The 23,842-nt window shown below is 65.0% G+C and carries 31 protein-coding genes; 18 read left to right on the top strand and 13 right to left on the bottom strand.

Annotated elements, in window-relative coordinates; translation table 11 throughout:
* Positions 1-25 precede the first annotated feature (25 nt).
* Both E8M84_RS15600 and E8M84_RS15595 read right to left on the bottom strand, forming a co-directional pair.
* Complete coding sequence (locus E8M84_RS15600; protein WP_137112142.1) at positions 26-766, bottom strand: DUF1684 domain-containing protein; 741 nt, start codon at positions 764-766, stop codon at positions 26-28.
* A complete protein-coding gene (locus E8M84_RS15595; protein WP_137112141.1) occupies positions 766-1,578 on the bottom strand; it encodes a glutamate racemase in 813 nt (270 codons plus the stop codon). Before E8M84_RS15595 ends, E8M84_RS15600 begins: the two co-directional genes overlap by 1 nt.
* 194 nt (positions 1,579-1,772) lie before the next feature.
* Here E8M84_RS15595 and E8M84_RS15590 point away from each other — a divergent pair, with 194 nt between their 5' ends.
* The gene (locus tag E8M84_RS15590; protein WP_137112140.1) at positions 1,773-2,678 is read left to right on the top strand and encodes a LysR family transcriptional regulator; all 906 of its coding nucleotides are present in this window, start codon (positions 1,773-1,775) and stop codon (positions 2,676-2,678) included.
* A 171-nt stretch (positions 2,679-2,849) separates the two neighbouring features.
* On the opposite strand, the gene E8M84_RS15585 is transcribed toward E8M84_RS15590, so the two are convergent.
* From E8M84_RS15585 to E8M84_RS15575, 3 genes are read right to left on the bottom strand one after another with little or no spacing between them, the layout of a single operon-like run.
* Positions 2,850-4,049: an RNA polymerase sigma factor gene (locus E8M84_RS15585; RefSeq protein WP_137112139.1), complete on the bottom strand. Its 1,200-nt coding sequence runs from the start codon at positions 4,047-4,049 to the stop codon at positions 2,850-2,852.
* Positions 4,046-4,384 (bottom strand): YciI family protein, encoded by a 339-nt coding sequence (locus E8M84_RS15580; RefSeq protein ID WP_137112138.1) that lies wholly within the window; start codon positions 4,382-4,384, stop codon positions 4,046-4,048. Before E8M84_RS15580 ends, E8M84_RS15585 begins: the two co-directional genes overlap by 4 nt.
* Position 4,385: 1 nt before the next feature.
* A complete protein-coding gene (locus tag E8M84_RS15575; RefSeq protein WP_137112137.1) occupies positions 4,386-4,733 on the bottom strand; it encodes a YciI family protein in 348 nt (115 codons plus the stop codon).
* Between the two features lie 198 nt (positions 4,734-4,931).
* Between E8M84_RS15575 and purL the strand changes: the two genes are divergently transcribed.
* The 6 genes from purL to grxD are packed head-to-tail and all read left to right on the top strand — an operon-like array spanning position 4,932 to position 8,790.
* Positions 4,932-7,085, top strand: a complete 2,154-nt coding sequence (purL, locus tag E8M84_RS15570; RefSeq protein ID WP_137112136.1) for a phosphoribosylformylglycinamidine synthase subunit PurL — start codon at positions 4,932-4,934, stop codon at positions 7,083-7,085.
* Complete coding sequence (locus E8M84_RS15565; protein ID WP_137112135.1) at positions 7,082-7,585, top strand: GNAT family N-acetyltransferase; 504 nt, start codon at positions 7,082-7,084, stop codon at positions 7,583-7,585. The genes purL and E8M84_RS15565 overlap by 4 nt, the downstream gene beginning before the upstream one ends.
* Before the next feature lie 25 nt (positions 7,586-7,610).
* Positions 7,611-7,847 carry a BolA/IbaG family iron-sulfur metabolism protein gene (locus E8M84_RS15560; RefSeq protein ID WP_137112134.1) on the top strand — a complete coding sequence of 79 codons (237 nt, stop codon included), beginning with the start codon at positions 7,611-7,613 and terminating at the stop codon, positions 7,845-7,847.
* A 14-nt stretch (positions 7,848-7,861) separates the two neighbouring features.
* On the top strand, positions 7,862-8,173 hold the full coding sequence (locus tag E8M84_RS15555) for a hypothetical protein (protein ID WP_137112133.1): 312 nt from the start codon (positions 7,862-7,864) through the stop codon (positions 8,171-8,173).
* Positions 8,174-8,191: 18 nt separating this feature from the next.
* The gene (locus tag E8M84_RS15550; protein ID WP_137112132.1) at positions 8,192-8,434 is read left to right on the top strand and encodes a hypothetical protein; all 243 of its coding nucleotides are present in this window, start codon (positions 8,192-8,194) and stop codon (positions 8,432-8,434) included.
* Positions 8,431-8,790 carry a Grx4 family monothiol glutaredoxin gene (grxD, locus tag E8M84_RS15545; protein ID WP_137112131.1) on the top strand — a complete coding sequence of 120 codons (360 nt, stop codon included), beginning with the start codon at positions 8,431-8,433 and terminating at the stop codon, positions 8,788-8,790. Before E8M84_RS15550 ends, grxD begins: the two co-directional genes overlap by 4 nt.
* A gap of 50 nt (positions 8,791-8,840) precedes the next feature.
* On the opposite strand, the gene E8M84_RS15540 is transcribed toward grxD, so the two are convergent.
* From E8M84_RS15540 to E8M84_RS15530, 3 genes are read right to left on the bottom strand one after another with little or no spacing between them, the layout of a single operon-like run.
* Positions 8,841-9,161, bottom strand: a complete 321-nt coding sequence (locus tag E8M84_RS15540) for an MliC family protein (protein WP_137112130.1) — start codon at positions 9,159-9,161, stop codon at positions 8,841-8,843.
* Positions 9,161-9,523 carry a cell division protein ZapA gene (locus tag E8M84_RS15535; protein ID WP_137112129.1) on the bottom strand — a complete coding sequence of 121 codons (363 nt, stop codon included), beginning with the start codon at positions 9,521-9,523 and terminating at the stop codon, positions 9,161-9,163. The genes E8M84_RS15540 and E8M84_RS15535 overlap by 1 nt, the downstream gene beginning before the upstream one ends.
* Positions 9,516-10,013 carry a hypothetical protein gene (locus tag E8M84_RS15530; protein WP_137112128.1) on the bottom strand — a complete coding sequence of 166 codons (498 nt, stop codon included), beginning with the start codon at positions 10,011-10,013 and terminating at the stop codon, positions 9,516-9,518. The genes E8M84_RS15535 and E8M84_RS15530 overlap by 8 nt, the downstream gene beginning before the upstream one ends.
* Positions 10,014-10,236: 223 nt before the next feature.
* Between E8M84_RS15530 and tkt the strand changes: the two genes are divergently transcribed.
* From tkt to E8M84_RS15515, 3 genes are all read left to right on the top strand, one after another.
* Entirely contained in the window at positions 10,237-12,252 is a 2,016-nt protein-coding gene (gene tkt / locus E8M84_RS15525; protein WP_137112127.1) for a transketolase, read from the top strand.
* Positions 12,253-12,371: 119 nt separating this feature from the next.
* Positions 12,372-12,944, top strand: coding sequence for a PepSY-associated TM helix domain-containing protein (locus E8M84_RS15520; RefSeq protein ID WP_137112126.1), 573 nt, complete (start codon positions 12,372-12,374; stop codon positions 12,942-12,944).
* A 60-nt stretch (positions 12,945-13,004) separates the two neighbouring features.
* Complete coding sequence (locus E8M84_RS15515; protein WP_137112125.1) at positions 13,005-14,117, top strand: HPP family protein; 1,113 nt, start codon at positions 13,005-13,007, stop codon at positions 14,115-14,117.
* Between the two features lie 28 nt (positions 14,118-14,145).
* Here E8M84_RS15515 and E8M84_RS15510 read toward each other — a convergent pair whose 3' ends face one another.
* Positions 14,146-15,120, bottom strand: a complete 975-nt coding sequence (locus E8M84_RS15510) for a DUF808 domain-containing protein (RefSeq protein ID WP_137112124.1) — start codon at positions 15,118-15,120, stop codon at positions 14,146-14,148.
* Positions 15,121-15,307: 187 nt separating this feature from the next.
* Here E8M84_RS15510 and gap (E8M84_RS15505) point away from each other — a divergent pair, with 187 nt between their 5' ends.
* The 4 genes from gap (E8M84_RS15505) (at position 15,308) to E8M84_RS21535 (ending at position 17,915) form a co-directional block, all read left to right on the top strand.
* Entirely contained in the window at positions 15,308-16,309 is a 1,002-nt protein-coding gene (gene gap / locus E8M84_RS15505) for a type I glyceraldehyde-3-phosphate dehydrogenase (protein ID WP_137112123.1), read from the top strand.
* Between the two features lie 27 nt (positions 16,310-16,336).
* A complete protein-coding gene (locus E8M84_RS15500) occupies positions 16,337-16,480 on the top strand; it encodes a glyceraldehyde-3-phosphate dehydrogenase (RefSeq protein WP_137112122.1) in 144 nt (47 codons plus the stop codon).
* An 84-nt stretch (positions 16,481-16,564) separates the two neighbouring features.
* Positions 16,565-17,566: a type I glyceraldehyde-3-phosphate dehydrogenase gene (gene gap, locus E8M84_RS15495; RefSeq protein WP_137112121.1), complete on the top strand. Its 1,002-nt coding sequence runs from the start codon at positions 16,565-16,567 to the stop codon at positions 17,564-17,566.
* 178 nt (positions 17,567-17,744) lie between these two features.
* Positions 17,745-17,915: a hypothetical protein gene (locus E8M84_RS21535; RefSeq protein ID WP_170971963.1), complete on the top strand. Its 171-nt coding sequence runs from the start codon at positions 17,745-17,747 to the stop codon at positions 17,913-17,915.
* Between the two features lie 3 nt (positions 17,916-17,918).
* Here E8M84_RS21535 and E8M84_RS15490 read toward each other — a convergent pair whose 3' ends face one another.
* The 4 genes from E8M84_RS15490 to E8M84_RS15475 form a co-directional block, all read right to left on the bottom strand.
* Positions 17,919-18,941 carry a sensor histidine kinase gene (locus E8M84_RS15490; protein WP_137112120.1) on the bottom strand — a complete coding sequence of 341 codons (1,023 nt, stop codon included), beginning with the start codon at positions 18,939-18,941 and terminating at the stop codon, positions 17,919-17,921.
* Between the two features lie 13 nt (positions 18,942-18,954).
* The gene (coaD, locus tag E8M84_RS15485) at positions 18,955-19,449 is read right to left on the bottom strand and encodes a pantetheine-phosphate adenylyltransferase (protein WP_137112119.1); all 495 of its coding nucleotides are present in this window, start codon (positions 19,447-19,449) and stop codon (positions 18,955-18,957) included.
* A 72-nt stretch (positions 19,450-19,521) separates the two neighbouring features.
* A complete protein-coding gene (locus E8M84_RS15480; RefSeq protein WP_137112118.1) occupies positions 19,522-19,956 on the bottom strand; it encodes a CBS domain-containing protein in 435 nt (144 codons plus the stop codon).
* Positions 19,957-20,012: 56 nt separating this feature from the next.
* Positions 20,013-20,912, bottom strand: coding sequence for a LysR family transcriptional regulator (locus tag E8M84_RS15475; RefSeq protein ID WP_137112117.1), 900 nt, complete (start codon positions 20,910-20,912; stop codon positions 20,013-20,015).
* A 158-nt stretch (positions 20,913-21,070) separates the two neighbouring features.
* Here E8M84_RS15475 and E8M84_RS15470 point away from each other — a divergent pair, with 158 nt between their 5' ends.
* From E8M84_RS15470 to E8M84_RS15455, 4 genes are all read left to right on the top strand, one after another.
* Positions 21,071-22,570 (top strand): CoA-acylating methylmalonate-semialdehyde dehydrogenase, encoded by a 1,500-nt coding sequence (locus E8M84_RS15470; protein WP_137112116.1) that lies wholly within the window; start codon positions 21,071-21,073, stop codon positions 22,568-22,570.
* A 138-nt stretch (positions 22,571-22,708) separates the two neighbouring features.
* Complete coding sequence (locus tag E8M84_RS15465) at positions 22,709-22,918, top strand: DUF2892 domain-containing protein (RefSeq protein ID WP_137112115.1); 210 nt, start codon at positions 22,709-22,711, stop codon at positions 22,916-22,918.
* A gap of 101 nt (positions 22,919-23,019) precedes the next feature.
* On the top strand, positions 23,020-23,376 hold the full coding sequence (locus tag E8M84_RS15460; protein ID WP_137112114.1) for a hypothetical protein: 357 nt from the start codon (positions 23,020-23,022) through the stop codon (positions 23,374-23,376).
* Between the two features lie 87 nt (positions 23,377-23,463).
* Positions 23,464-23,823 carry an excinuclease ABC subunit A gene (locus E8M84_RS15455; RefSeq protein WP_137112113.1) on the top strand — a complete coding sequence of 120 codons (360 nt, stop codon included), beginning with the start codon at positions 23,464-23,466 and terminating at the stop codon, positions 23,821-23,823.
* The last annotated feature ends 19 nt before the right edge of the window (positions 23,824-23,842 follow it).

Below are 23,842 nucleotides of genomic sequence, written 5' to 3'. Positions count from 1 at the left end.
CACGAGAGTCGGGGTGAACCCCGACCTACGGGGCCAATTCCCCGGCTTCGATGCGGAAGGGCAGGATGTTGCCGGGGGGCGGCAGGGGGCAGATCGCGAAGTCGGTGAAGGCGCAGGGCGGGCTGATCGCGCGGTTGAAATCGAGGGTGATTTCGGTGTCGCTCGGGTCCTCGCCGAAGAGGAAGCGGCAGGCGGGGTAGGTTTCGCCCACCGTGGCGTCGCGGAAGACGAACATCGGCTTGCCGGATTTCCAATGGGTCGGCGTCAGGGTGACAGGCTTGCCCTGATGCTGGAAGGTCGCGCGATGCGTCAGGGTGACGGCGGCCCTTGAGCCGTCTTTCATTGCAACTTCAGAGGCTTCCGGGGCGAAGCTCTCCCACTTGGCGCGGATGACCCAGTCGGGGGCATCTGGGAACTGGCGCAGCGTGACGGTCGGCGTCTTCGCAAGATCGCGGACGCGCAAAGCCGGAGTGCCATCAACGGTGTGGATTTCCAGCAGGAACGGGTCCACCCGAAGCTGTGGAAAGGCGTCGGGGATGGGCTGGAAGGGCTGCGGCGCCTCGCCCGGTCGGGAGAAGAACGCCTTGCCGTCAGAGATTTCCAGGGTGCCGAGAAGATCGGGACCGGAAGGCAGTTGCACCTCTTGCGCGGCGCCAATCGGGTGGCGACCGGGGGCAAGCTCGATCCGCGCCACGAGGTTCAGCCAGCCGTCCGGTGCAGTCAGCGCGGCAAGGCGAGCCGCGCGCCAGTCGGCAAGGGGCAACATCACGCGGCCTCAAACGTGATCTTCCGGCGCAGGAACTGGGTCGCCTTGTTCGAGACGTAGGCGGGATCGCCCGTGGTGAGGAACTTCGACTGCGTGCCCGTCCCCCGGAACTGCGGGCGGCGGGTCAGGTAGTCGGCCAAGCTTTCGGCCACCAGATTGGCCTGGGAATAGACCTTGACCCCTGCCCCGAGAGCATCCTGGAAGACCTTTTCCATCAAAGGGTAATGCGTGCAGCCCAGGATCGCGGCCTCGGGTGTCGGCATCCGGCGCTTCAGCGCCTCGACATGGGACCGCACCAGCGCCTCGGCCAGGATCTCATCACCCTGTTCGATGGCATCGACAACGCCGCCACAGGGTTGCGCCTCGACATCGACGCCGATCGCGCGGAAGGCAAGCTCGCGCTGGAAGGCGCGGGAAGCGACAGTGGCGGGGGTGGCGAAAAGGGCGACGTGCTTAACGGCCACTTCGCGCGGAGGGGAATTGTCACCCCACTGACGTTCGGTCAGCGCCTCGATCAGCGGCACGAAGACACCGAGGACGCGCTTGTCTGCGGGCACCCAGGTTTCCTGCATCCGCTTCAGCGCGGCGGCCGAGGCGGTGTTGCAGGCGAGGATCACCAGATCGCAGCCTTCGGCCCAGAGCCGTTCGGTCGCCGCACAGGTCAACGCGAAGATGTCGTCGGCGGTGCGGACGCCGTAGGGGGCATGCGCATTGTCGCCGAAATAGACGAAGGGCACATCCGGCAGGCGTGTTGTCAGCGCATCCAGAACAGTCAGCCCGCCGAGGCCCGAATCGAAGACGCCAACTGCCATGCCTGCCTCACCCCTTGGGACGCGCAGCCACTGCGCGCGTTTGCCTTTTCGGTGATCATAGGCCGCAAGCCGCGGGGGCGAAAGAGCCTAGGACCGGGGTCAAGGTCAGGCTGCCGCTGCTTTACTTATGAACAGGTTTCCCTATTTGGAGCGGGTCGTGGTAGGGTTCCCGGCGCAAGGGATGAGGATGGGGCATGGACTGGGACAAGCTGAGGATCTTTCACGCGGTGGCGGAGAAGGGCAGCCTGACCCATGCGGGCGACGTGCTGCACCTGTCGCAATCGGCGGTCAGCCGCCAGATTCGCGCGCTGGAGGAGAGCCTGTCGGTCACGCTGTTCCACCGCCATGCGCGGGGGCTGATCCTGACGGAACAGGGCGAGCTTCTGTATGACGCGACCCAGCAGATGGTGCGGCGGCTGGATGCGACGGCGGCGCGGATCAGGGACAGCGAGGACGAGGTCTTTGGCGAATTGCGGGTGACGACGACGATGGGGTTCGGGACGCTGTGGCTCGCCCCCAGGCTGGCGCGGCTGTACGAGAAGTACCCGGCGCTGAAGATCGACCTGATGCTGGAGGAACGGGTCCTTGACCTGCCGATGCGCGAGGCGGACGTGGCCATCCGGATGAAGGAGCCGTCCCAGGCCGACCTGATCCGCAAGCGGCTGATGAACATCAAGATGCAGTTGTTTGCGACGCCGGAATATCTGGCGGCGCATGGCACGCCCGAGACGATGGATGATTTTTCCAGTCATCGGCTGATCGCGCAACATGCCGGGACGCCCCAGGTTGCCGCGGGGGCGATGCTGGTGGCGGAACTGATGACGCATGACATCCCCTCGACCCTGACGGTGAACAACTATTTCGGGGTGTTGCAGGCGGTGTTGAACCATCTGGGGATCGGGGTGCTGCCGGACTATCTGACCGAGGACTTCCCCAACCTTGTCAGGGTATTGCCGGATGTGGAAAGCGCCGAGGTGCCGGTGTTCCTGGCCTATCCGGAGGAGTTGCGCCATTCCAAGCGCGTGGCGGCCTTCCGCGATTTCGTGACCGAGGAGATCATGGCCTTCCGCCGCCGCCAGTCCGAGGACGCTGCCGCCTGAAATGCTGCCATGCAGCATGTGCATAGCGGCAATGCCCAAACGTCGGGCATTCCAGACTTGTTTGCGCAAGCATGGGGCACTATTTGAACTCTCGAAGCGACGATGAGCTTGCTCTTGTCCCTTCGTACCTCCCTGTTGGACTTGGCCGAGCGTAATGCTCGGCCTTTTTTTTCATTTCAGCGCGGAGAGGCGGGCCTGCAGGAAGCTGCGATCGGCCTCGGACCCGGCCAGTGCGATGGCGCGCAGGTATTCAGGCCGGGCCGAGGCGCTGTCGCCGATGCGGGCAAGGAAGTCGGCGCGGGCGGCGTGGAAGGGCTGGTAGCCGTCAAGCTGTGCGCCAAGCGCCTGCACCTGCGCCAGCGCCTGCGCCAATTGCCCGCTTTCGGCCAGGGCGACGGCGTGATTCAGTGCGATCACGGGGGTCGGCTCATAATCATGCAGGCGCGCGTAGAGGGCGGCGATCTGCGGCCAGTCGGGTGGACCGTCGGCGGAATGCAGCGCGGCGATCGCGGCTTTCAGCTGGAACGGTCCCGGGGCGCGGCGGGAAATGGCGCGGTCGAGAAGCGCCAACCCCTCGTCAAGCGCGGCGCGGTTCCACAGGCTGCGGTCCTGCCGAATCGGCGGCAGGCTCTGGCCATCGGGGCCGATGCGTGCTGCGGCGCGAGCCTGAGTGAGGAGGAGAAGCGCCAGCGCGGCCTCGACCTCGGGCTGGTCGGGGGCGAGTTGGAGCAGCAGGCGGGCAAGGAAGATCGCCTCGGTGCAGAGGTCGATGCCGATCTGCGGGCCTTGGGCATAGCCGGCGGTGTAGATCAGGTAGACCACGGTCAGGACGGAGTTCAGCCGGTCGGGCAGGTCCTCTGCTCCAGGAACGGTGAAGGGGATGCGTGCAGCGGCGATCTTGGCCTTGGCGCGGCTGAGGCGCTGGCCCATCGTCGGCTCGGCGTCCAGGAAGACGGCGGCGACCTGTGCGGTGGTCAGGCCGCAGAGCGACCGCAGGGTCAGGGCGATGCGGGATTTCTCCTCCAGCGCGGGGTGGCAGCAGGTGAAGATCAGTCGCAGGCGGTCGTCGGGGATGGTCTGCGGATCGGGGTCGGCGGCCTCTTCCTCGGCCAGGACGGCAATGGCGTCGCGGTGGCGCGAGAGTGTCGTATCGCGGCGATAGCCGTCGATGGCCTTGCGCAGGGCGGCGCGCAGAAGCCAGCCAGTGGGGCTGGCGGGGACCCCTGCCCTGCCCCAGTGGACCAGAGCCGAGGCGGCGGCCTCCTGCAGCGCGTCCTCGGCCCGCTGGAAATCGCCCGTGCGGGCGATGAGGGCGGCCAGAAGCCGCCCCCGGTCGTCCTGCATCACCCGGCCTAGGGTGGCTTCGATCATCCGAAGACGACAAGCGGGCGCACTTCGACCGTGCCGTAGGCGGCACCCGGAATCTGCGCCGCCCAGTGCAGCGCCTGGTCGAGGTCGGGGCAGTCGATGACGTAGTAGCCGCCCAGATGCTCACGCGTTTCGGCGAAGGGGCCGTCCATCGTCTCGACCTTGTCCCCGCGCTTGCGCAGCGAGGTTGCCGTCCGGGTGGGTTGCAGCGCATCGCCGGAGATCATCACGCCAGCCTCTTTCATCCGGCGGTTCAGATCGAAATAGGCGGCGTTCATGCTGTCGCCCATCGGCGGAGTGACGTTGGGATCGGTGTAGATCAGGCACATGTATTTCATCTCAGTACTCCATCACGGGGCGCACCTCGACCGAGCCGTAGCGGGCGGCGGGGATTTCGGCGGCAAAGCGGAGCGCGGCGTCGAGATCGGCGGCCTCGATCAGGTAGAATCCGCCAAGGTGTTCGCGAGTCTCGGCAAAGGGGCCGTCCATCGTCTCGACGCGGCCCTCGCGCTTGCGAAGCGTGGTGGCGGTTTGAACCGGCTGCAGGCCTTCGCCGGCAAGAAAAGTGGCGACGCCTTTCATCTTCTCCTCAAGCCCGAAGTATTCACCCATCATCGCGTCGAACTCGGGCGTGCCGGGGCTGGGTTCGGCATCGGGGGCGGCGTAGAGTGTCAGCATGTATTTCATCGTATCTCCTGTCTGGCCGCGCTGCGGATGTGTGCGCGATCCTAAGGCAAGGACGGGCGACGTGGAGGGATTTCGACACGACGATGGGCGCGGCCCCGAAATTTTTCGGCGAAAAATTTTCGGGCGTGGGGGGAGGTGGTGGTTTGCCCTTGGCGGGCCTTTCGCATATGAGGCGGCCAAGCTGCCAGAGGGGATGCCATGCAAGAGCCCGCCATCACGCCGGAACTGATCGCCAGCCACGGGATCAAGCCCGACGAATGGGAGCGGCTTCTGGGTATCATGGGGCGGGAGCCTACGTTCACGGAACTGGGCATCTTCTCGGCGATGTGGAACGAGCATTGTTCCTACAAGTCGTCGAAGATCCACCTGAAGAAGCTGCCGACCACCGGGCCGCAGGTCATTTGCGGACCGGGCGAGAATGCGGGCGTCGTGGACATCGGCGACGGGCAGGCGGTGATCTTCAAGATGGAGAGCCACAACCACCCCTCCTACATCGAGCCGCACCAGGGCGCGGCGACGGGTGTGGGCGGCATCCTGCGCGACGTATTCACCATGGGTGCGCGTCCCATCGCGGCGATGAATGCTTTGAGCTTTGGCCTGCCCTCGCACCCGAAGACCGCGCATCTTGTGAAAGGCGTCGTGGAGGGTGTGGGGTCTTATGGCAACGCGTTTGGCGTGCCGACGGTGGGCGGCGAGGTCCGCTTTCACCGCAGCTACAACGGCAACTGCCTGGTGAACGCCTTTGCGGCGGGCTTGGCGGATACCGACAAGATCTTCTACTCGGCCGCGTCGGGTGTGGGGATGCCGGTGGTCTACCTTGGCGCCAAGACCGGGCGCGACGGGGTCGGCGGGGCAACGATGGCCAGCGCCGAGTTCGACGACACGATCGAGGAAAAGCGCCCGACGGTGCAGGTGGGCGATCCCTTCACTGAAAAGCGCCTGCTGGAAGCCTGTCTGGAGCTGATGGCCTCGGGTGCGGTGATTTCCATCCAGGACATGGGCGCGGCGGGGCTGACCTGCTCAGCTGTCGAGATGGGCGACAAGGGCGGCCTCGGGATCAAGCTGCAGCTGGACGACGTGCCGCAGCGCGAAACCAACATGACGGCCTACGAGATGATGCTGTCGGAATCCCAGGAGCGGATGCTGATGGTGCTGAAGCCGGACATGGAGGCCGAGGCACGGGCGATCTTCGTGAAATGGGACCTCGACTTTGCCATCGTCGGCGAGACGATCCCCGAGGACCGGTTCCTGATCCTGCACGGCAACGAGGTGAAGGCGGATATTCCGCTGTCGAAGCTGTCCTCCAGCGCGCCGGAGTATGACCGGCCCTGGGTTGCCTCCCCTGCCCCGGCACCGCTGCCCGCCATTCCGGCGATCACGCCCATCGCGGCGTTGAAGGTGCTGATCGGGTCGCCGTCTTATGCCCACAAGGGCTGGGTCTATGAGCAGTATGACAGCCAGGTCGGGGCCGATACCGTGCTGCCCCCGGGCGCGGGGGCGGGTGTCGTGCGGGTGCACGGGACCGGGAAGCTTCTGGCGTTCACCTCGAACGTGACGCCGCGCTATGTGAAGGCGAACCCGTTCGAGGGCGGCAAGCAGGCGGTGGTCGAGGCGTATCGGAACCTGGTGGCGGTGGGCGCGAAACCTTTGGCGACAACGGACAACCTGAACTTCGGCAACCCGGAAAAGCCCGAGATCATGGGGCAGTTCGTCGGCGCGCTGGAGGGGATCGGGGCGGCGGTGAAGGCCTTGGACATGCCGATCGTGTCGGGCAACGTCAGCCTTTACAACGAGACGGACGGGTCCGGCATCCTGCCGACGCCGACCATCGGCGCGGTCGGGATCATGAAGGTCGATGAGCTGATCGCGGGTCAGCCGACAGATGGGGATATCGTCGTCGTGATCGGCGAAACGCGCGGGCATCTGGGGCAGTCGGCTTTGCTGGCCGAGGCTTTCGGGATCGAGGCGGGGGAGCCTCCGTTCGTCGATCTGGCACAAGAGGCGAGCGCGGCGAAGGCTCTGCTGGCCAACCGCAGGCGCATCCGCGCCGCGCGGGACCTGGGCGATGGCGGGCTGGCGCTTGCGGCGTTCCGGATGGCGGAAGCGGCGGGGATCGGTCTGACGCTGAAGTCCGGCGACATTGGCCAGCTCTTTGGCGAGGATCAGGCGCGCTACGTCGTGGCGATCCGGCCCGAGGACCTTGCAGCCTTCATGGCGGCGGCGGGCGGGGTCAAGGTGACCCAGGTCGGCAAGTTCGGCGGCGACCGCGTGACCTTCGGCACCGAAAGCGCGCCCCTGTCGGACCTGTCGCAACTGTACCGCACGGCCTTTGCCGCCACGGTCGGGTTGTGAGCTTCCGGCAGGCCACGTCTGCGGATTTCTCTTTCATCCGCGCTTTGGCCCAGCGGCCCGACTATGCGCTTTACATCACCGATGAGGACGCGGCGGGCCTGCAGGTCTATCTCGACGCGCCGGATTGCGAGATCCTGATCTGGGAGCCGGCGGGGACGCGCGCAGGTTTCGCGATCTTCTGCGAGATCGGGCATGCCTCGGGCCGGGTGGAGCTGATGCGGCTGGCGCTGGACGAGGCGGGTCAGGGCCGGGGTCAGGTGTTCCTGCGCGCTCTGCTGGAGCGGGCTTTCGTCACCCATGGCGCGCGGCGGGTCTGGCTGGATTGCAGCGCCGAGAACCTGCGGGCGCAGACGGTCTACCGCCGCGCGGGGTTCGTGCAAGAGGCCTGCCTGCGCAGCCATGACTTCGTTCCGGTGCTTGGGCGGACAGTGGATACCCTGCTCTTCGGTATCCTGAGACCAGAGTGGGAAGCCCTTGAACCGTCTCTGACCCGGGCTTAGGTTGATTGCACAACGGAGAGTGCCCATGCCCATCGACGCCCGCGACATCGAAACCCTGATCCGGGAGGCCTTCCCGAACGCCAGGATCAGCGTGCAGGGCGACGACGGCGCGCATTTTGCGGCCGAGGTGATCGACGAGTCGTTCCGCGGCCTGAACCGTGTCCAGCAGCAGCGCGCGGTCTATGCCGCGCTGAAGGGCAAGATGGACGGCCCGAACGGCGCCCTACATGCGCTGGCGCTGACGACAAAGGCACCCGACTGACGAAAGGAACGATCATGTCCGAGGCCCAGGCGAAGCAGGAACGGATGGGGGCCGTGGTCATGTCGCTCGGTTCGGTCTTCATCGCGGTCATGGAATGGATAGACCGACCGGAAGCCGGAGAGATCGTCGAGGCGGAGCCAGACTGGTATGTGACGTTCAACCTGGCCCTGCATGGGGCGATCCTGCTGCTCCTGCTTTTTGCGCTGCTGCGGCTGCCGCGCATGGTGGCGGACCGGCCAGGCCTTAAGGGTCCGTTTCTGGCGATGATCCTTGTGGGGATCGTTGCCGCTGCCTATGTCGTCGGGCGGGACCTGGGGCTGGTCTGAGGGAAAGGGATCGCGGGGATGGCAACGGGTGCGGGATTGGGTGGTCTGGTCACGGCGCTGCTGCCATTGATCGGGATCGTCACCATTCTGAAGGCGCGGAGCCGCAGGAAGAACGGCGGCCCGGCACCCGAAGACAAGGATTTCGAGGCCAGGAAAGCCGCGACCCAGGAAAGCGAACGTCGGATGGCGGCCTATCTGGCGCAGCGCAGCGCGGGCAGCTATCACAATGCGAACGATGACGAACAGGAGATCAGGCGATGAGCGCTGAGGCAACGATCAAGGACACGATCGAGAAGAACGATGTGGTGCTGTTCATGAAGGGCACCAAGATGATGCCGCAGTGCGGGTTTTCGTCCCGCGTGGCCGGGGTGCTGAATTTCATGGGCGTCGAATTCCAGGACGTGAACGTGCTGGCCGACCCGGAAATCCGGCAGGGGATCAAGGACTTCTCTGACTGGCCGACGATCCCGCAGCTCTATGTGAAGGGCGAATTCGTCGGCGGCTGCGACATAGTCACCGAGATGACGCTGTCCGGGGAGCTTGACCAGCTTCTGGAAGCCAAGGGCGTGGCCTTCGACAAGGCTGCTGCGGACAAGATCCGCGAAGCGAACGCCTGAAGATCCCGCCTTACGAAAGACTTGGCCCGCCCCTGGCGGGCCGTTTCGTTTCAGGCTGCCGTCTTGCAGGTCAGAAGCGGCATCTCGCCGTCGGGCGTCTTCCAATACAGCGTCGCCTCGTCGCCCTTGGTCCACCAGACATAGTTCGACCCGTCCGACGGCCAGCCATAGCGCGCACCCGAGGCTGCGGGTTCGCCGACCAGCGTGATCTGGCTCCCCTCGACATGGATCACGGCAAGGCTCTGGTCCGGCCCGTTGACATAGGTCGCGGGGACTTCGACGCCGCGATCGCACTGGTAGCGCATGGTGCTGAAGTCTTGCGCCAGTGCGGCCTGCGGCAATAGCAGCGCCAAAGCGACAAGGCCGCGCATCAGCGGACCTGTTCTTCGACCCGGGACGCCATCGCTTCGGCGCGGGCGGCGATTTCGGCAAGGGTGTCCGAGACCTGCTTTGGCACCACGGCGACATCGCGGGTGGCGACCGGGCGCGCCTCAAGTTCGGCGACGCGGGCGCGCAGGGTGCGAAGCTCATCCTCGACTGCGGCGGTCTTGTCGGCCAGCATGAGCCCCGCCATCAGCAGCATCTTGGCTTCGGGCAGGCGGCCCAACTGCGCGACGATGGGCTGCGCCTCGGTGTCGAGCATAGCAGCGGCAGAGCGCAGGAAGTGTTCTTCGCCGGGCTGGCAGGCGACCTGGAACGGGCGGCCGCCGATAGTGACTTCGAGATCAGGCATTGCGGGCCTCCGTCAGATGGGGTTCCAGGGCGGCGAGGATTTCGTCCATCTCGGCGATCTCGGTCAGCCGGGCGGCCCGCAGGGCGTCAAGCTCGGCCTGCATCGCCTTGTTGATCTGGCCAGGCTCGGTCACGCCGCTGGCCTGGGCGCTGCGCAGCGTTTCCAGCTGTTCGCGCAAGCTGGCATTGACCCGGCGCATCCGCTGCAGTTCCAGCCCCTGCACATCCAGTTCCTGGGTCAGCCGGTCGACCTTTTCCTGCAGGTCGCCGCGCGCCTCGCGGTCCTTGGCGGCACGCAGGCGGGCCTGCAGCTGGGCAGTCAGGGACTTCTCTTCCTCAAGCTGGGCGCGCAGCATCGCGTCGGCGGGTGGAGCAGCCGTGCCCGTAACCGAGGGGCCGGGCCGGGGCTGCGAGGAGAGGCGGTCCAACCCCTTGCCAATCCGTTCCAGCGCGGCAGCGATCCGCTTTTCCAGTTCGGTGATTTCCTGCATCCCTATCCCTCTTGTCCCCGGGCGCAACACGCACACCCGCACACCCCTGGACGATTCCGTCCCGAATCGCCCGTCACAGCCTTGCCGCGATCTTAGCGCGAAACCCCGGAAAGGCGACCGGCCTTTCTTCCCAAGGCCTTGGGGAGCAAGCTTGATCTTGCCGGTCCCGCTGGTTAGGACGCATGCGACCCCATTGTCCCGTTCAGCCCAAAGGAATGCCGCCTTGGACATCCAGACCCTTCGCACCAAGAACCCCGATCACTGGATGCGCGCCACCGCGATCCGCGCGCTGGCACTGGATGCCGTGGCAGCGGCGAATTCGGGCCATTCGGGGATGCCGATGGGGATGGCCGATGTGGCGACGGTGCTGTTCGAGAAGCATCTTCGCTTTGACCCCAAGGCCCCCCGCTGGGCCGACCGCGACCGGTTCATCCTGTCGGCGGGGCATGGGTCGATGCTGATCTACGCGCTTTTGCACCTGACCGGCTACGCGGACATGACGCTGGAGCAGATCAAGAACTTCCGCCAGTGGGGTGCCATCACCGCAGGCCACCCGGAATACGGCCATGTCGCGGGGGTGGAGACAACGACGGGGCCGCTGGGCCAGGGGATCTCCAACGCGGTCGGTTTCGCGATGGCCGAGGAAAACCTGCGCGCGCGCTGGGGGGCGAAGATCCAGGACCACTACACCTGGGTCATCGCGGGCGATGGTTGCCTGATGGAAGGCGTCAGCCAGGAAGCCATCGGTCTGGCGGGCAAGCAGCAGCTGTCGCGGCTGATCGTGCTGTGGGACAACAACGGCATCACCATCGACGGCAAGGTCAGCATCGCCGACGTGACCGACCAGAAGGCGCGGTTCGCGGCGAGCGGTTGGGATGTGTTCGAGTGTGACGGGCATGATCCGGCGGACATCGACCGGGCGCTGACGGCGGCCAAGGCCAGCCCCCGCCCCGCGATGGTCGCCTGCAAGACGCATATCGCCATCGGGCATGCGGCACAGGATACGTCGAAGGGTCACGGCGCCCTGACCGACAAGGCACAGCTGCAGGCGGCCAAGGATGCCTATGGCTGGACCGGCGGGCCGTTCGAGATCCCGGCCGACATCAAGGCCTGGTGGGAGAGCCTGGGCACTCGTGGCGCCAAGGCCCGCGCCGACTGGGACGCGAGCTTCGCGGCCCTGTCGCCCGCGAAGCAGGCCGAATTCAAGCGTATCTTCGCGCTGGAGGCCCCTGCCAAGCTGGGCGCGACGATCCGCACAGTGAAGAAGCAGGCGGTCGCCGACCTGCCCAAGCTGGCGACCCGTGCGGCGTCAGAAAAGGTGCTGGCGGCGGTCAACCCGGTCCTGCCGGAAACCATCGGCGGCTCGGCGGACCTGACGGGGTCGAACAACACCAAGACGGCAGACCTGGGCGTCTTCACGCCCGAGGATCGCAAAGGCCGCTATGTCTACTTCGGCATCCGTGAGCATGGCATGGCCGCCGCGATGAACGGCATGGCGCTGCATGGCGGCGTGCGGCCCTATGGCGGGACATTCATGTGCTTTACCGACTATGCCCGCCCATCCATGCGCCTGTCGGCGTTGATGGGCATCCCGGTGGTCTACGTCATGACGCATGACTCCATCGGTCTGGGCGAGGATGGTCCGACCCACCAGCCGGTCGAGCATCTGGCGATTTCTCGCAGCACCCCGAACACCCTGGTCATCCGCCCCGCAGACCTGGTCGAGGTCGCGGAAGCGTGGGAAATCGCGCTGACCGAGAAGTCCCGACCCACGGTGCTGGCGCTGTCGCGTCAGAACCTTCCGGCGGTGCGGAAGACCCACACGGCGAACAACCTGGTTGCCAAGGGCGCCTATGTGCTGGCCGAGGCAACGGGGAAGCGTCAGGTGATCCTGATGGCGACCGGCTCGGAAGTCGAGATCGCCCTGAAGGCCCGCGACATGCTTGAGGCCGAAGGGATCGGCACCCGCGTCGTGTCGATGCCGTCGATGGAGCTTTTTGCCGCGCAGGACGAGGCTTACCGCAAGAAGGTGCTGCCCGCCGGGCCGGTGCGTGTGGCCATCGAGGCAGGCGTCCGCATGGGTTGGGACCGCTGGCTTCTGGGCGAGCGTGGCCGTGAGGCCAAGGCCGATTTCGTCGGCATGTCGACCTTCGGCGCCTCGGCCCCGATGGAGCGGCTCTATGCCGAGTTCGGCATCACTGCCGAGGCAGCGGTCGCAAAAGCAAAGGCCCTGCTCTGAGCCTTTGGATTAGGAAACGGATTTAAGCGGCGGCTTAGGGCCGCCGTTTTCATTTGGGCTGACGGCTTGCCGGCTGCCGACTAGGGTCCGGTCGTCAATGCGGTCAAGGAAAGAACCTTATGCGGCTTCTGAAGACGATCCACAGCTGGCTTGGGGTGATCGTGCTGCCCTGGGTCCTGATCATCGGGTTGACTGGCCTGTTTCTGAACCACGAAGGCCTGGTGATGGGCGTGCTGGATCAGGACGGCTATGACGAGGACCTGTTTGACACCTGGCCTGCCCCGCGCCCGATGACACCCGAGGAAGCGCGGGCGCTGGCCGAAAGCCTGTTTCCTGGCAAGTCCCTGTCCGTCGACCCCGACACCAGCTATCACGGGCGCGAGGCGGCGATCTTTGATACGGGCGAGGCCCAGGTGATCGTGGCGCTGAAGACCGGGCATTACTGGATCAAGACCGACAGCCGCCGGATCACCCATGCACCCGACGGGACCGTGCTGGAGACGCGGATCTATTGGGAAAGCCTGTTCAAGCGGTTGCACGTGCGGGGCTGGCTGACGTCGACCTTCGGCACCTGGCTGGCCGACATCACTGCAACGGCGATGGTGGTCTTCGGCTTCAGCGGGATCGTCCTGTTCCTGAACCCGCGCCTGCGCCGATTGCGCAACCGGCGCCGGATGCGCAGCATGGGCTGACAGCCTGTCTTCCCTTTTCCTTGGCAAGCAGTCAGGGTCGCCGTCGAGGGAGAGAGGGCGATGGCGGATTTGCGAGGTCTGGGGCCGGCGATGGCCGGGCCAAAGCCGGTGGATGTGGCACGGGCCGCGACAGGCGTGGCACTGGGACTGCTGCTGGTGGGGGTAAGCTTGCGCTGGCTGGGGCTTGGCTGGCTGATCGCCCCCTTCGGGGCCTCGGCCGTGCTGATCTATGCGGTCCCGAACTCTCCGCTGGCGCAGCCCTGGTCGGTCGTGGTCGGAAACTCCGTGTCGGCGCTGGTCGCGCTGGCGGTGCTGGCCGCCCTGCCCCCGTCGGAATGGGCGGTTGCGCTGGCCGTCGGGTTGGCCATTCTGGCGATGCTGTTGGCCCGGGCCCTGCATCCGCCGGGCGGTGCGGTGGCGCTTTTCATGGCGGTGGAAAACGCTGGCGATGTTCTCATGCTGGCGACGGTGGCCGTCGGTTCGGCCGCGCTGGTGGGCCTGGGCATCCTGTGGAACTGGAGCGTGGGAAGGTCCTACCCGTTCCGTCAACCCGCGCAGCCGGGCGCGCATGGGACGCTGGACCCTGCGCCGCAGACCCGGCTTGGACTGGACCCGGCTGATCTGGCCGGAATCCTTGAGGATTTTCATCAATCTGCCAACCTCGGCGTCGCCGATCTGGCCCGGCTGATCGGGGCGGCTGAACAAGCCGCCGCAGCCAGGAGGATGGAAAACTTCACCTGCGCCGATGTCATGTCGCGCGATCTGGTGACAGTCGGCCCCGAAGCGCCCTTGTCAAAAGTGGCAGAGCTGTTCCGGTCGCGCGGGTTCACCTCGTTGCCGGTGGTGGCCGAGGACGGGCGCTTTCTGGGGCTGATCTTCCAATTGGACCTGATCCGCCGCGCGCGCGAGGATGCGTTCCGCCTGCACCGCAGCCTGCTTGCAGCACTGGTCCGGCTGATTGACGACCATCGGTCAAAGGCGCCTATGGCCGGCGACATCATGCAGACCGCCGTGCAGCGCGTGACCCCCAGGACCCCGGTCGGGGCGCTGCTGCCGATACTGTCGGATGGTGGAGCCGAAGCGGTGCCGGTGGTCGTCGGGCCGAAGGTCGTGGGCATCGTGACCCGCACCGACCTTGTCTCGGCCCTGGCCACGCGGTTGGCACAGGGCTGAGCCTGGCCCGCAGGTGGGCCCGAAGGGGTTAGTGGGCCGCGGCCTTCGACCCGGTCAGCGACGACCAGATCGGCCCGATGATGCGGGTGGCGACCGGGATCAGGATCACGCCCAGGATCAGGCCGAAGACGCCGTCCAGTGCTGCCGTCACCAGCCATTCGACAAACCCCTTGGCCACCGGCACGGCATTGGCCACGGCTTCGGCGATGTGGTGGATCGTCTCGTAGGGCCAGGCCCAAAGATGCGTGACCTCCAGCCCGTGGATCACGATATTGCCGCCGACCCACAGCATCGCCGCTGTGCCCACGGTCGACAGAAACGCCATCAGCTTCGGCATCGCCAGCACCAGCCCGCGCCCCAGCGCCCTACCCGCCCCGGTGCGGCCCGTCGCGGCCATGTGCAGGCCGACGTCGTCCATCTTCACGATCAGCGCCACTGCACCATAGACCGCCACGGTGATGAAGGCCCCGACCACGGCCAGCGTGATCGCCTGCATCCAGAAACTGGGGCTTTCGATGGTGGCCAGCGCGATGGTCATGATCTCAGCCGACAGGATGAAATCGGTCTTGATCGCACCCGCGACTTTTTCCTCTTCCAGATGGGCCGGGTCCTTGGTGTCGAAGTCCTTCTCGACCTCATGGTCGGCATGGGGGGCGAACATGTGGACCAGTTTCTCGGCGCCCTCAAAACACAGATAGGCCCCGCCCAGCATCAAAAGTGGCGTGATCGCCCAGGGTGCGAAATGATCCAGCGCCAGAAGGCCGGGCAGCAGGATGATGAGCTTGTTCTTCAGCGACCCCAGCGAGATGCGCCAGATGATCGGCAGTTCCCGGTCGGCTGAAAAGCCGTGGACATATTTCGGGGTGACGGCGGCATCGTCGATTACGACGCCCGCGGCCTTGGTCCCGGCCTTGGCCGCCGCCGCCGCGATGTCGTCGACCGAGGAGGCCGCAACCTTGGCGATGGCCGCCACGTCGTCGAGAAGTGCCAGAAGTCCGCTCATGCGTCATGCCCCTTGCGAGTTCAACCATGGATGTAGCGTGCAACGCAGGATTCGGCAAAGCGGTGCCCGGGGTTAGCGCAAACAGGCAAAGATTGCGCTAACATACGGAAAATGTGTCGTTTTTCTTCTTGCGTGCGGTTTCCGACCGGCTAGGACCGTTTCCAGGAATTCAAGGGGGACGATCTTCATGACGGTTACTGTCGGCATCAACGGCTTTGGTCGCATCGGGCGCTGCACGCTGGCGCATATCGCGGAATCAAACCGCAATGACGTGCAGGTGGTGGCGATCAATGCCACGGGGCCAGTGGAGACGAACGCTCATCTTCTGCGTTATGACAGCGTCCACGGGCGGTTTCCGGGGGTGGTGAAGGTCACGGAAGACGGGCTGGACCTGGGTCGCGGCCCGATCCGGATGATGTCGACATACAACCCCGAAGAACTGGACTGGGGTGGCGTCGACGTCGTTCTGGAATGCACCGGCAAGTTCAACGACCGCGACAAGGCCGCCGTACATCTGGGGCGCGGGGCGAAGCGGGTTCTGGTCTCGGCCCCGGCGAAACGCGCCGACCTGACCGTCGTCTACGGCGTGAACCACCGCAGCCTGCTCCCCGATCACAAGGTCGTCTCGAACGCGTCCTGCACCACGAATTGCCTGGCACCGCTGGCCAAGGTGCTGAACGACAGCATCGGAATTGAATCGGGCATCATGACCACGATCCACAGCTACACCGGCGACCAGCCGACGCTGGACCGGCGGCACAAGGACCTGTACCGCGCCCGCAGTGCGGCGATGGCGATGATCCCGACCTCGACCGGGGCGGGCAAGGCGATTGGCGAGGTGCTGCCGGAACTGGCCGGCCGACTGGAAGGTAGCGCAATCCGGGTGCCGACGCCGAACGTGTCCGCGGTGGACCTGACCTTCATCGCCGAGAAGTCGGTCACGGTGGCGGAGGTCAACGAAATCGTAAGGGAAGCCTGCGCAGGCTACATGGGCATGGTCATGGCCTATGACCCCGAACCGAAGGTATCCATCGACTTCAACCACACGCCGCAGTCGTCTATCTTCGCTCCCGACCAGACCAAGGTCGCGGGGCGTTCCGTCCGGGTGCTGGCGTGGTATGACAACGAATGGGGCTTCTCCTGCCGCATGGCCGATGTGGCCGGCGTCATGGGGCGGCTTGCGCAGTAAGGGGCGTCGGCCCCAAGGGGGGCCGTCTTGACCAACACCATCGCGCTCTGGCTGGGACTGTTCCTGATCGCAGGGATCATCGCCGACCTCGCCCTGAACGGCGGGTCGGCGCTGATGTTTCTGGCGCGAAAGTTCCTCGACCTCATCGAATGGGTGGCTTTCTGGAACTGACACCGTCAAACTGCGGTTGCATTTCCCGGCGATATGTCTTTGTTAGCGCTATCGGGAACAGGTCCCTGCTTCGGAGGAAGAGTCATGGCCGTCAAGGTTGCCATCAACGGATTTGGACGCATCGGGCGCAACGTTCTGCGCGCCATCATCGAGTCGGGCCGCACCGACATCGAGGTCGTGGCGATCAACGACCTTGGGCCGGTTGAGACGAACGCGCATCTCCTCCGCTACGATTCGGTGCATGGGAAGTTCCCCGCCACCGTGACCACGGGCGCCGATACCATCGACGTCGGCCGCGGCCCGATGCGGGTGACGGCGCTGAAGAACCCCGCCGACCTGCCCTGGGGCGATGTGGACATCGTGATGGAATGCACCGGCATCTTCACCTCGAAGGAAAAGTGCCAGGCGCATCTGGCGAACGGGTCCAAGCGCGTGCTGATTTCGGCGCCCGGCGACGGTGCGGACAAGACCATCGTCTACGGCGTGAACCACAACACGCTGACCAAGGATGACATCGTCGTCTCGAACGCCTCCTGCACCACCAACTGCCTGTCGCCCGTGGCGTTCGTGCTGAACAACGCCATCGGGATCGATAAGGGCATGATGACCACGATCCACAGCTATACCGGCGACCAGCCGACGCTGGACACGATGCACAAGGACCTCTACCGCGCGCGGGCGGCGGCCTTGTCGATGATCCCGACCTCGACCGGTGCGGCCAAGGCTGTGGGTCTGGTCCTGCCCGAGCTGAAGGGCAAGCTGGATGGGTTCGCGATGCGCGTGCCGACGCCGAACGTGTCGGTCGTGGACCTGAAGTTCATCGCCAAGCGCGCCACCACTGTCGAAGAGGTGAACGCCGCGATCAAGGCGGCGGCCGACGGGCCGCTGAAGGGGATCCTGGGCTACACCAACGAAAAGCTGGTCTCGTCGGACTTCAACCACGACCCGCATTCCTCGGTCTTCCATATGGACCAGACCAAGGTGATGGACGGGACCTTCGTGTCGATCCTGTCCTGGTACGACAACGAATGGGGCTTCTCAAACCGCATGGCTGACACGGCCGTCGCGATGGGCAAGCTGATCTGAAACCGTTGAAATATTGGAGAAAGGGCGCCGTCGTGCGCCCTTTTTTCGTTTTCTAGCCATGCAAAACCTGCATAGCCGCACCGCAGCATTGGGCGTTGTTGGCGCTAACAGAACCTCTATCTTCAAGCCATGCGAGGAGGATAAGCAGACCCCTCGCGGATGTAGAAGGACGATGAAGATGATCTCTGTGTACGAAATGCTGAAGACTGCAGCTGCCAACTATGCGCTGTATCGCCAGACCCGCGACGAGATCGCGAACCTTCCTGCCGATATCGCGCTGGACCTGGGGCTTTTCCCCGCCGACGCTGACAAGATCGCGCGTGAAGCCGTGTACGGCAAGGCCGCCTGAGGCCTAATAGCTGAATTCCAGGCGGGCTTCGGTCCCGCCTTCCGGGCGGCGCTCCATCACAAGGGTGCCGCCCAATTGTTTGGCGAACTGCCGCGCGATGGACAGGCCCAGGCTACGAGCCTGTTCGATGTCGAACCCGTCGGGCAAACCATGGCCATTGTCGCGGATCTGCAAGAGCGCCCTGCCCTCTTCCTGACCGGCGTCAAGCCTTACACCGATCTGGCCAGAGTTTTCGCCGGGAAAGCCATGTTCCAGCGTGTTGGCCAACAGCTCTGTCGCGATCAATCCCAGCGGCACCGACACGTCCGGACCGACGAGAAGCGGATCGGCTTCGACCTTGAGCGCGACACGCCCCGTGGCGCCTGTGCTTTCCAGGATGTCGCGACCGGTATCCGCCAGGAAGCGGGCCAGATCCACGGTCTGGCCTGAAGGGTCATGCAGGTTGCGCATGATCCGGGCCACCAGGTCGATCCGGCGCACGGAATCGTCCAGCGCGACACCCGCTGCATCATCGCTGACCATCCGGCGTTGCAGCTTCAGAAGACCAGACACCGTGGCCAGGTTGTTCGACACCCGGTGCTGCAATTCATGGAACATCAGCTGCCGCTGTTCCGCCAGCATCTCTTTCTCCTCGCGCTCGATACTCAGCGCGCGTCGGGCCCCCTGCGCGAGGGTGGTCAGGCCGATTTCAACCGCCGCCACGAACACATAGAACGCCAGCGCCACAGCCGTGGCACCGGAGAAGGCAAAGCTGTTCAGCGGCGGAATGAAGAAATACCAGGCCGCAGCCCCGCTTGCGATGGCAACGAAGATGCCCTGCGCCGGGCCAAGGAAATAGGCGCTGATCAGGATGGCCGGGAAGAAGGTGAGATAGGGAAAGCCGGGCGGCAGAATACCCTCAAGCTCGTACCGGATGACCAGAGCCACTGCGAAGGCCAGAACTGCAAGGACCCAGCGCAGGCCCGACGGGAGGGAGTAGGGCTCCCACCGGCTGACCCTTTCCAGAAAGCTCAGCTTTTCCGTCATCTTGCACCCGAGGTCATCGTTTTCGGTGCGTCTGCAGGGCAGCTTGGACCGGGGGCGTCACGAACTTTGACACGTCGCCGCCCAGTCGGGCGATTTCCTTGACCAGCTTCGAGGCAATCGCTTGCCGCCGGGCATCGGCCATCATGAAGACCGTCTCGATCGAGGCATCAAGCGCCCGGTTCATGCCGACCATCTGGAACTCGTATTCGAAATCCGCGACGGCGCGCAGGCCCCGGATGATGATCCCTGCCCCCACGTCACGGGCGCAGTCGATCAGCAGGTTCTCGAACGGGTGCACCACGATCTCGCCCCCGGTCTTGGCCTGAATTGCAGCGCATTCGGCCTCGACCATCGCGACCCGCTCTTCCAGGCTGAACATCGGCCCCTTGTCCCGGTTGATCGCGACACCGATCACCAGCCGGTCGACCAGCGCCATGGCGCGCTGGATGATGTCGATATGGCCCAGAGTGATGGGATCGAAGGTCCCCGGATACAGCCCGATGCGCATGGTTGTCCCCCGAACCTGCCTGTTCGCGCACGCAACAATATTGCCCGCGCAGGCGCAAGCGTGAATCCGACGTCAGAAGCCCTTGATCATGCCTTCCAGCGCGTCCTTTTCCGCCGCCAGTTCCATCAGCCGGGCCTTGACCACGTCGCCGATGGAGATGAGGCCGACCATCTGCCCGTCCTCGATCACTGGCATGTGGCGAAAGCGCCCGTCGGTCATCCGGCCCAGCACGGCATCGGTGCCTTCAGAACGGGTGCAGGACACGATCTTGGCAGTCATCAGGCTTTCGACCTTGTCGGACAGGCAGGCTGCCCCGCGCTTGCCAAGTTCGCGCACGATGTCGCGTTCCGAGACGATGCCCTTTGCGGCCTTGCCGTCGGCTGAGACGATCACCGCACCGATGCGTTTCGACGACAGAAGTGCTGCGACCTCTTGGACCGAGGTTCCGGGTGCGACCGTGATCACACCGTGGTCACCTTTGGACGTGAGGATGTGCTGTACGAGCATGGGACGGCCCCTCCCTCTGACCGGAGGTCAAGGGTCGGACCGGGAAGGGGATTCTGTCAAGCGCGCGTTTCAACCGCCGCGTCAAGGCGGCCCATCTCGGCGCGCGCCTCGCGGGTCAGCTGGTCGGCGAAGCGGTTCAGCCGGTCCAGCCGCGCGTCGCTTTCGTGGCGGATCAGCCAGAAGGCGCGGGTCAGGCTGATCCGGTCGGTCAGGATGCGGGTCAGTTCCGGCGCGGCAGGCAGGGCAAAGTCATGGACCACCCCCACCCCTGCCCCGGTCCGCAGCCAGTTCAACTGGACCGAGACGGAGTTGGAGGTGAGCGTCGCCGGGCCGATCCCGATTTCGGCCAGGTAGTCGAGTTCCTTGTCGAAGATCATGTCCGGGATGTAGCCGACGATCCGGTGGGCCTGCAGGTCGGCAGGCGTAACGATCGGCGGTGCGCTGGCAAGGTAGTCGCGGCTGGCGGCAAGGTGCAGGCGGTAGTCGGTCAGCTTCTGCACGGTCAGCCGCCCGGCCTCGGGGCGGGAAACGGCGATGGCCATGTCCGCCTCGCGTTTCGACAGATTGAACACGCGGGGAAGTGCGACGATCTGCACCTCCAACCCCGGGTTCGCGTCGCAGATGCGGGACAGGACTTGCGGCAGAAGGTAATTGGCGCAGCCGTCCGGGGCGCCCAGACGGATCAGGCCGGTCAGGCCGCCGGGGCCGGAGAGGCTTTCCTCGGCCCCCAACGCGGCCCGTTCTGCCTGTTCGGCATGCGGGATCAGCCGCGCGCCTTCCTCGGTCAGCGCATAGCCTTGCGGGGATTTGGTGAAGAGGCGGGCGTTGGTTGCTTCCTCCAGCCGCGCAATGCGACGGCCCACGGTGGCCGGGTCGACCTTCAGCCGCTTGCCCGCCGCCGACAGGCTTTCGGTCCGCGCGACCGCCAGGAACACGCGCAGGTCGTCCCAGTCCACGGCAAACTCCTTATGCGCTGCGCTTCTCGTCGTGAGCCCCCGGCGAGCGAATGAAATGCGACGAGGAGGCTTGCATTCCTGCAAAATGCTTTTGGCACATTGCCGCTTTGTCTGGCGTTTGTGCAAGAGTAAAAGACCCCCAACACAGGGAGGATTCCATGCAAGAGATCGGACACTGGATCAACGGCAAGCGCGTCGCGGGCACCTCGGGCCGCTTCGCCGATGTCATGAACCCCGCCACGGGTGAAGTGCAGGCGCGCGTCGCTCTGGCCACGCTGGGCGAGTTGGATCACGCGATCCAGGAAGCCGCCAAGGCCCAGGTCGGCTGGCAGGCCACCAACCCGCAGCGCCGGGCGCGCGTGATGATGGCCTTCGGGGCACTCATCAACCAGAACATGGACAAGCTGGCCGAGATGGTCGCCCGTGAGCACGGCAAGACCATCCCCGACGCCAAGGGCGACGTGCAGCGTGGTCTGGAAGTCATCGAGGTCTGCATGGGCGCGCCCGCGATGCTGAAGGGCGAGATGATGGACAGCGCCGGCCCTGGCATCGACCTTTATGCGATGCGCCAACCCCTTGGCGTCGTTGCCGGAATCACGCCGTTCAACTTCCCCGCGATGATCCCCTTGTGGAAGATCGGCCCGGCGATTTCTTCGGGCAACGCGATGATCCTGAAGCCGTCAGAACGGGTGCCTTCGACCTCGCTGTTCCTGGCGGAACTCCTGCAGCAAGCGGGACTGCCGGATGGTGTCCTGCAGGTGGTGAACGGCGACAAGACCGTCGTCGACGGCATCCTGGACCACCCGGTCATCCAGGGCGTGGGCTTCGTCGGCTCAACCCCGATCGCGCAGTACATCTACGGTCGGGCGGCCTCGAACGGCAAGCGCGCCCAGTGCTTTGGTGGTGCCAAGAACCACATGATCATCATGCCGGATGCCGACCTCGACAAGGCCGCCGACGCGCTTGTGGGTGCGGGCTACGGTGCGGCGGGCGAACGCTGCATGGCGATTTCCGTGGCGGTTCCAGTCGGTGAAAAGACCGCAGATGCACTGATCGAGCGCCTCGTCCCGCGGATCGAGAAGTTGAAGGTCGGCCCCTATACCGCTGGAAACGATATCGATTTCGGCCCGGTCATCACGCAGGCGTCAAAGGACCGCATTCTGGGCCTGATCAATTCCGGCGTGGAACAAGGCGCGAAGCTGGTGGTCGATGGTCGCGGATTCAAGCTGCAGGGCTATGAGAACGGCTTCTTCGTCGGCCCGTCGCTTTTCGACAACGTCACCCCGGACATGGAGATCTACAAGCAGGAGATCTTCGGGCCGGTCCTGTCAACCGTCCGTGCCAAGTCCTACGACGATGCGCTGAAACTTGTGATGGACAACGAATACGGCAACGGCACCGCGATCTTCACTGCCGATGGCGACACCGCGCGCGACTTTGCCAGCCGGGTCAACGTGGGCATGGTCGGGATCAACTTCCCGATCCCTGTTCCCCTGTCCTACTTCAGCTTCGGCGGCTGGAAGCGGTCAGCCTTCGGCGACCTGAACCAGTACGGGCCGGACGCCTTCCGCTTCTACACCAAGACCAAGACCGTGACCGCGCGCTGGTTCAGCGGCATCAAGGAAGGCGCAAGCCTGAACTTCAAGGCGCTGGACTGATCACGCCGAAGTGACGCAAAAGGCTGCCCTCGGGCGGCCTTTTTCATTTGGCTTGCGCCAGATCATAGCTCCAGAACGCGAAAGTTGCAGAATGGACCTGTGCGCGGCGGACGTCGCGCCCCAATCGGAGGGAAAGCCATGTTTGCAACCAATGTCGGAACCGTCGACCGCGTGCTGCGCTTCGTCCTGGGCGCTGCGCTGCTGGTCTGGTTCTTCCTCGACCGCGGCGAGGGCTTCTGGCACTACGCCAAGCTGATCGGCGTCGTGCCGCTGGCCACCAGCCTGCTGTCCACCTGTCCGCTCTACTCGATCCTCGGCATCTCGACCTGCCCGATGAAGAAGACCTGACGTTTCAGGCCCCAAGGTGTCACAAGAAAAGACTCGGTTCTTTCGGCGGAACCGCGTCGCAGCATTCTGAGTTGCCGTCATGAAAACATGGCGAGGTTCGCATGCGACATCTCATACTGCCACTTCTGATCCTCGGACTGGCTCTTCCCGCTCTTACCCCGGCCGAGGCGGGCGACTGCGGCTCCATCGTCGCTTCGGTCTGCGATCAAGGCAGCACCAACGCCTCGACCGGCGCCAAGACGGTTTCGGTGAAGCCCAGCACCACCACCTATGTCATCGGCGACCGGTTTCCGTACGAGACGCGTTCGCTGCTGATCGACCCACGGCGCTATAGTCTGAAACTCTCGGACGGAACCTGGCGCTATTACGCGATGGAAGGCGCAGTCTACCGGGTCCAGAACGAGACGGGTGTCGTGCTGGAGGTGATCCGCAACCGCCGCACGGCGCATCTGCGCTGAGTCTTGCCGACCCCAGCGGCAAACGTCGAAGTGAATGGAACCTTTTGTGCGCCGCTGGCATTCCGTCTGGCAAAGACAGGAAACCCAATGATAACGAAGCCCAGCATCATCACCGCCGTAACTCTTGCCATCGCGCTGACCGGGTTCTCGGTCGAGGCAAAGGACGCCCGCCACTGTCCGCCGGGCCTTGCCAAGAAAGAGGTGCCTTGCGTGCCGCCCGGGCAGGCGAAAAAGGGGAACAAGCACGCTCATGACGACTGGCGTCATGGCGACCGCGTCTATGGAGATTACGTCCTGATCCCGCGGTCCGACTGGGAACGTCTCAAGCTGCGGGACTACCGCGATGGCAGCACATACCTGACCGTGGACAGCCAGATCCTGCGCGTTGCGCGGGATACCCTTATCGTCCTCGAGGCCGTGCGGATACTTGATCGCGCGCTTGACTGACGCGGGCTGGCCGGGCGGA

Source organism: Rhodobacter sp. SY28-1 (genome assembly GCF_005222785.1).
In the GTDB taxonomy this organism is placed as follows: domain Bacteria; phylum Pseudomonadota; class Alphaproteobacteria; order Rhodobacterales; family Rhodobacteraceae; genus Tabrizicola.
The sequence above is the reverse complement of the archived record's forward strand: the minus strand, read 5'-3'. Positions and strand labels throughout refer to the sequence as shown.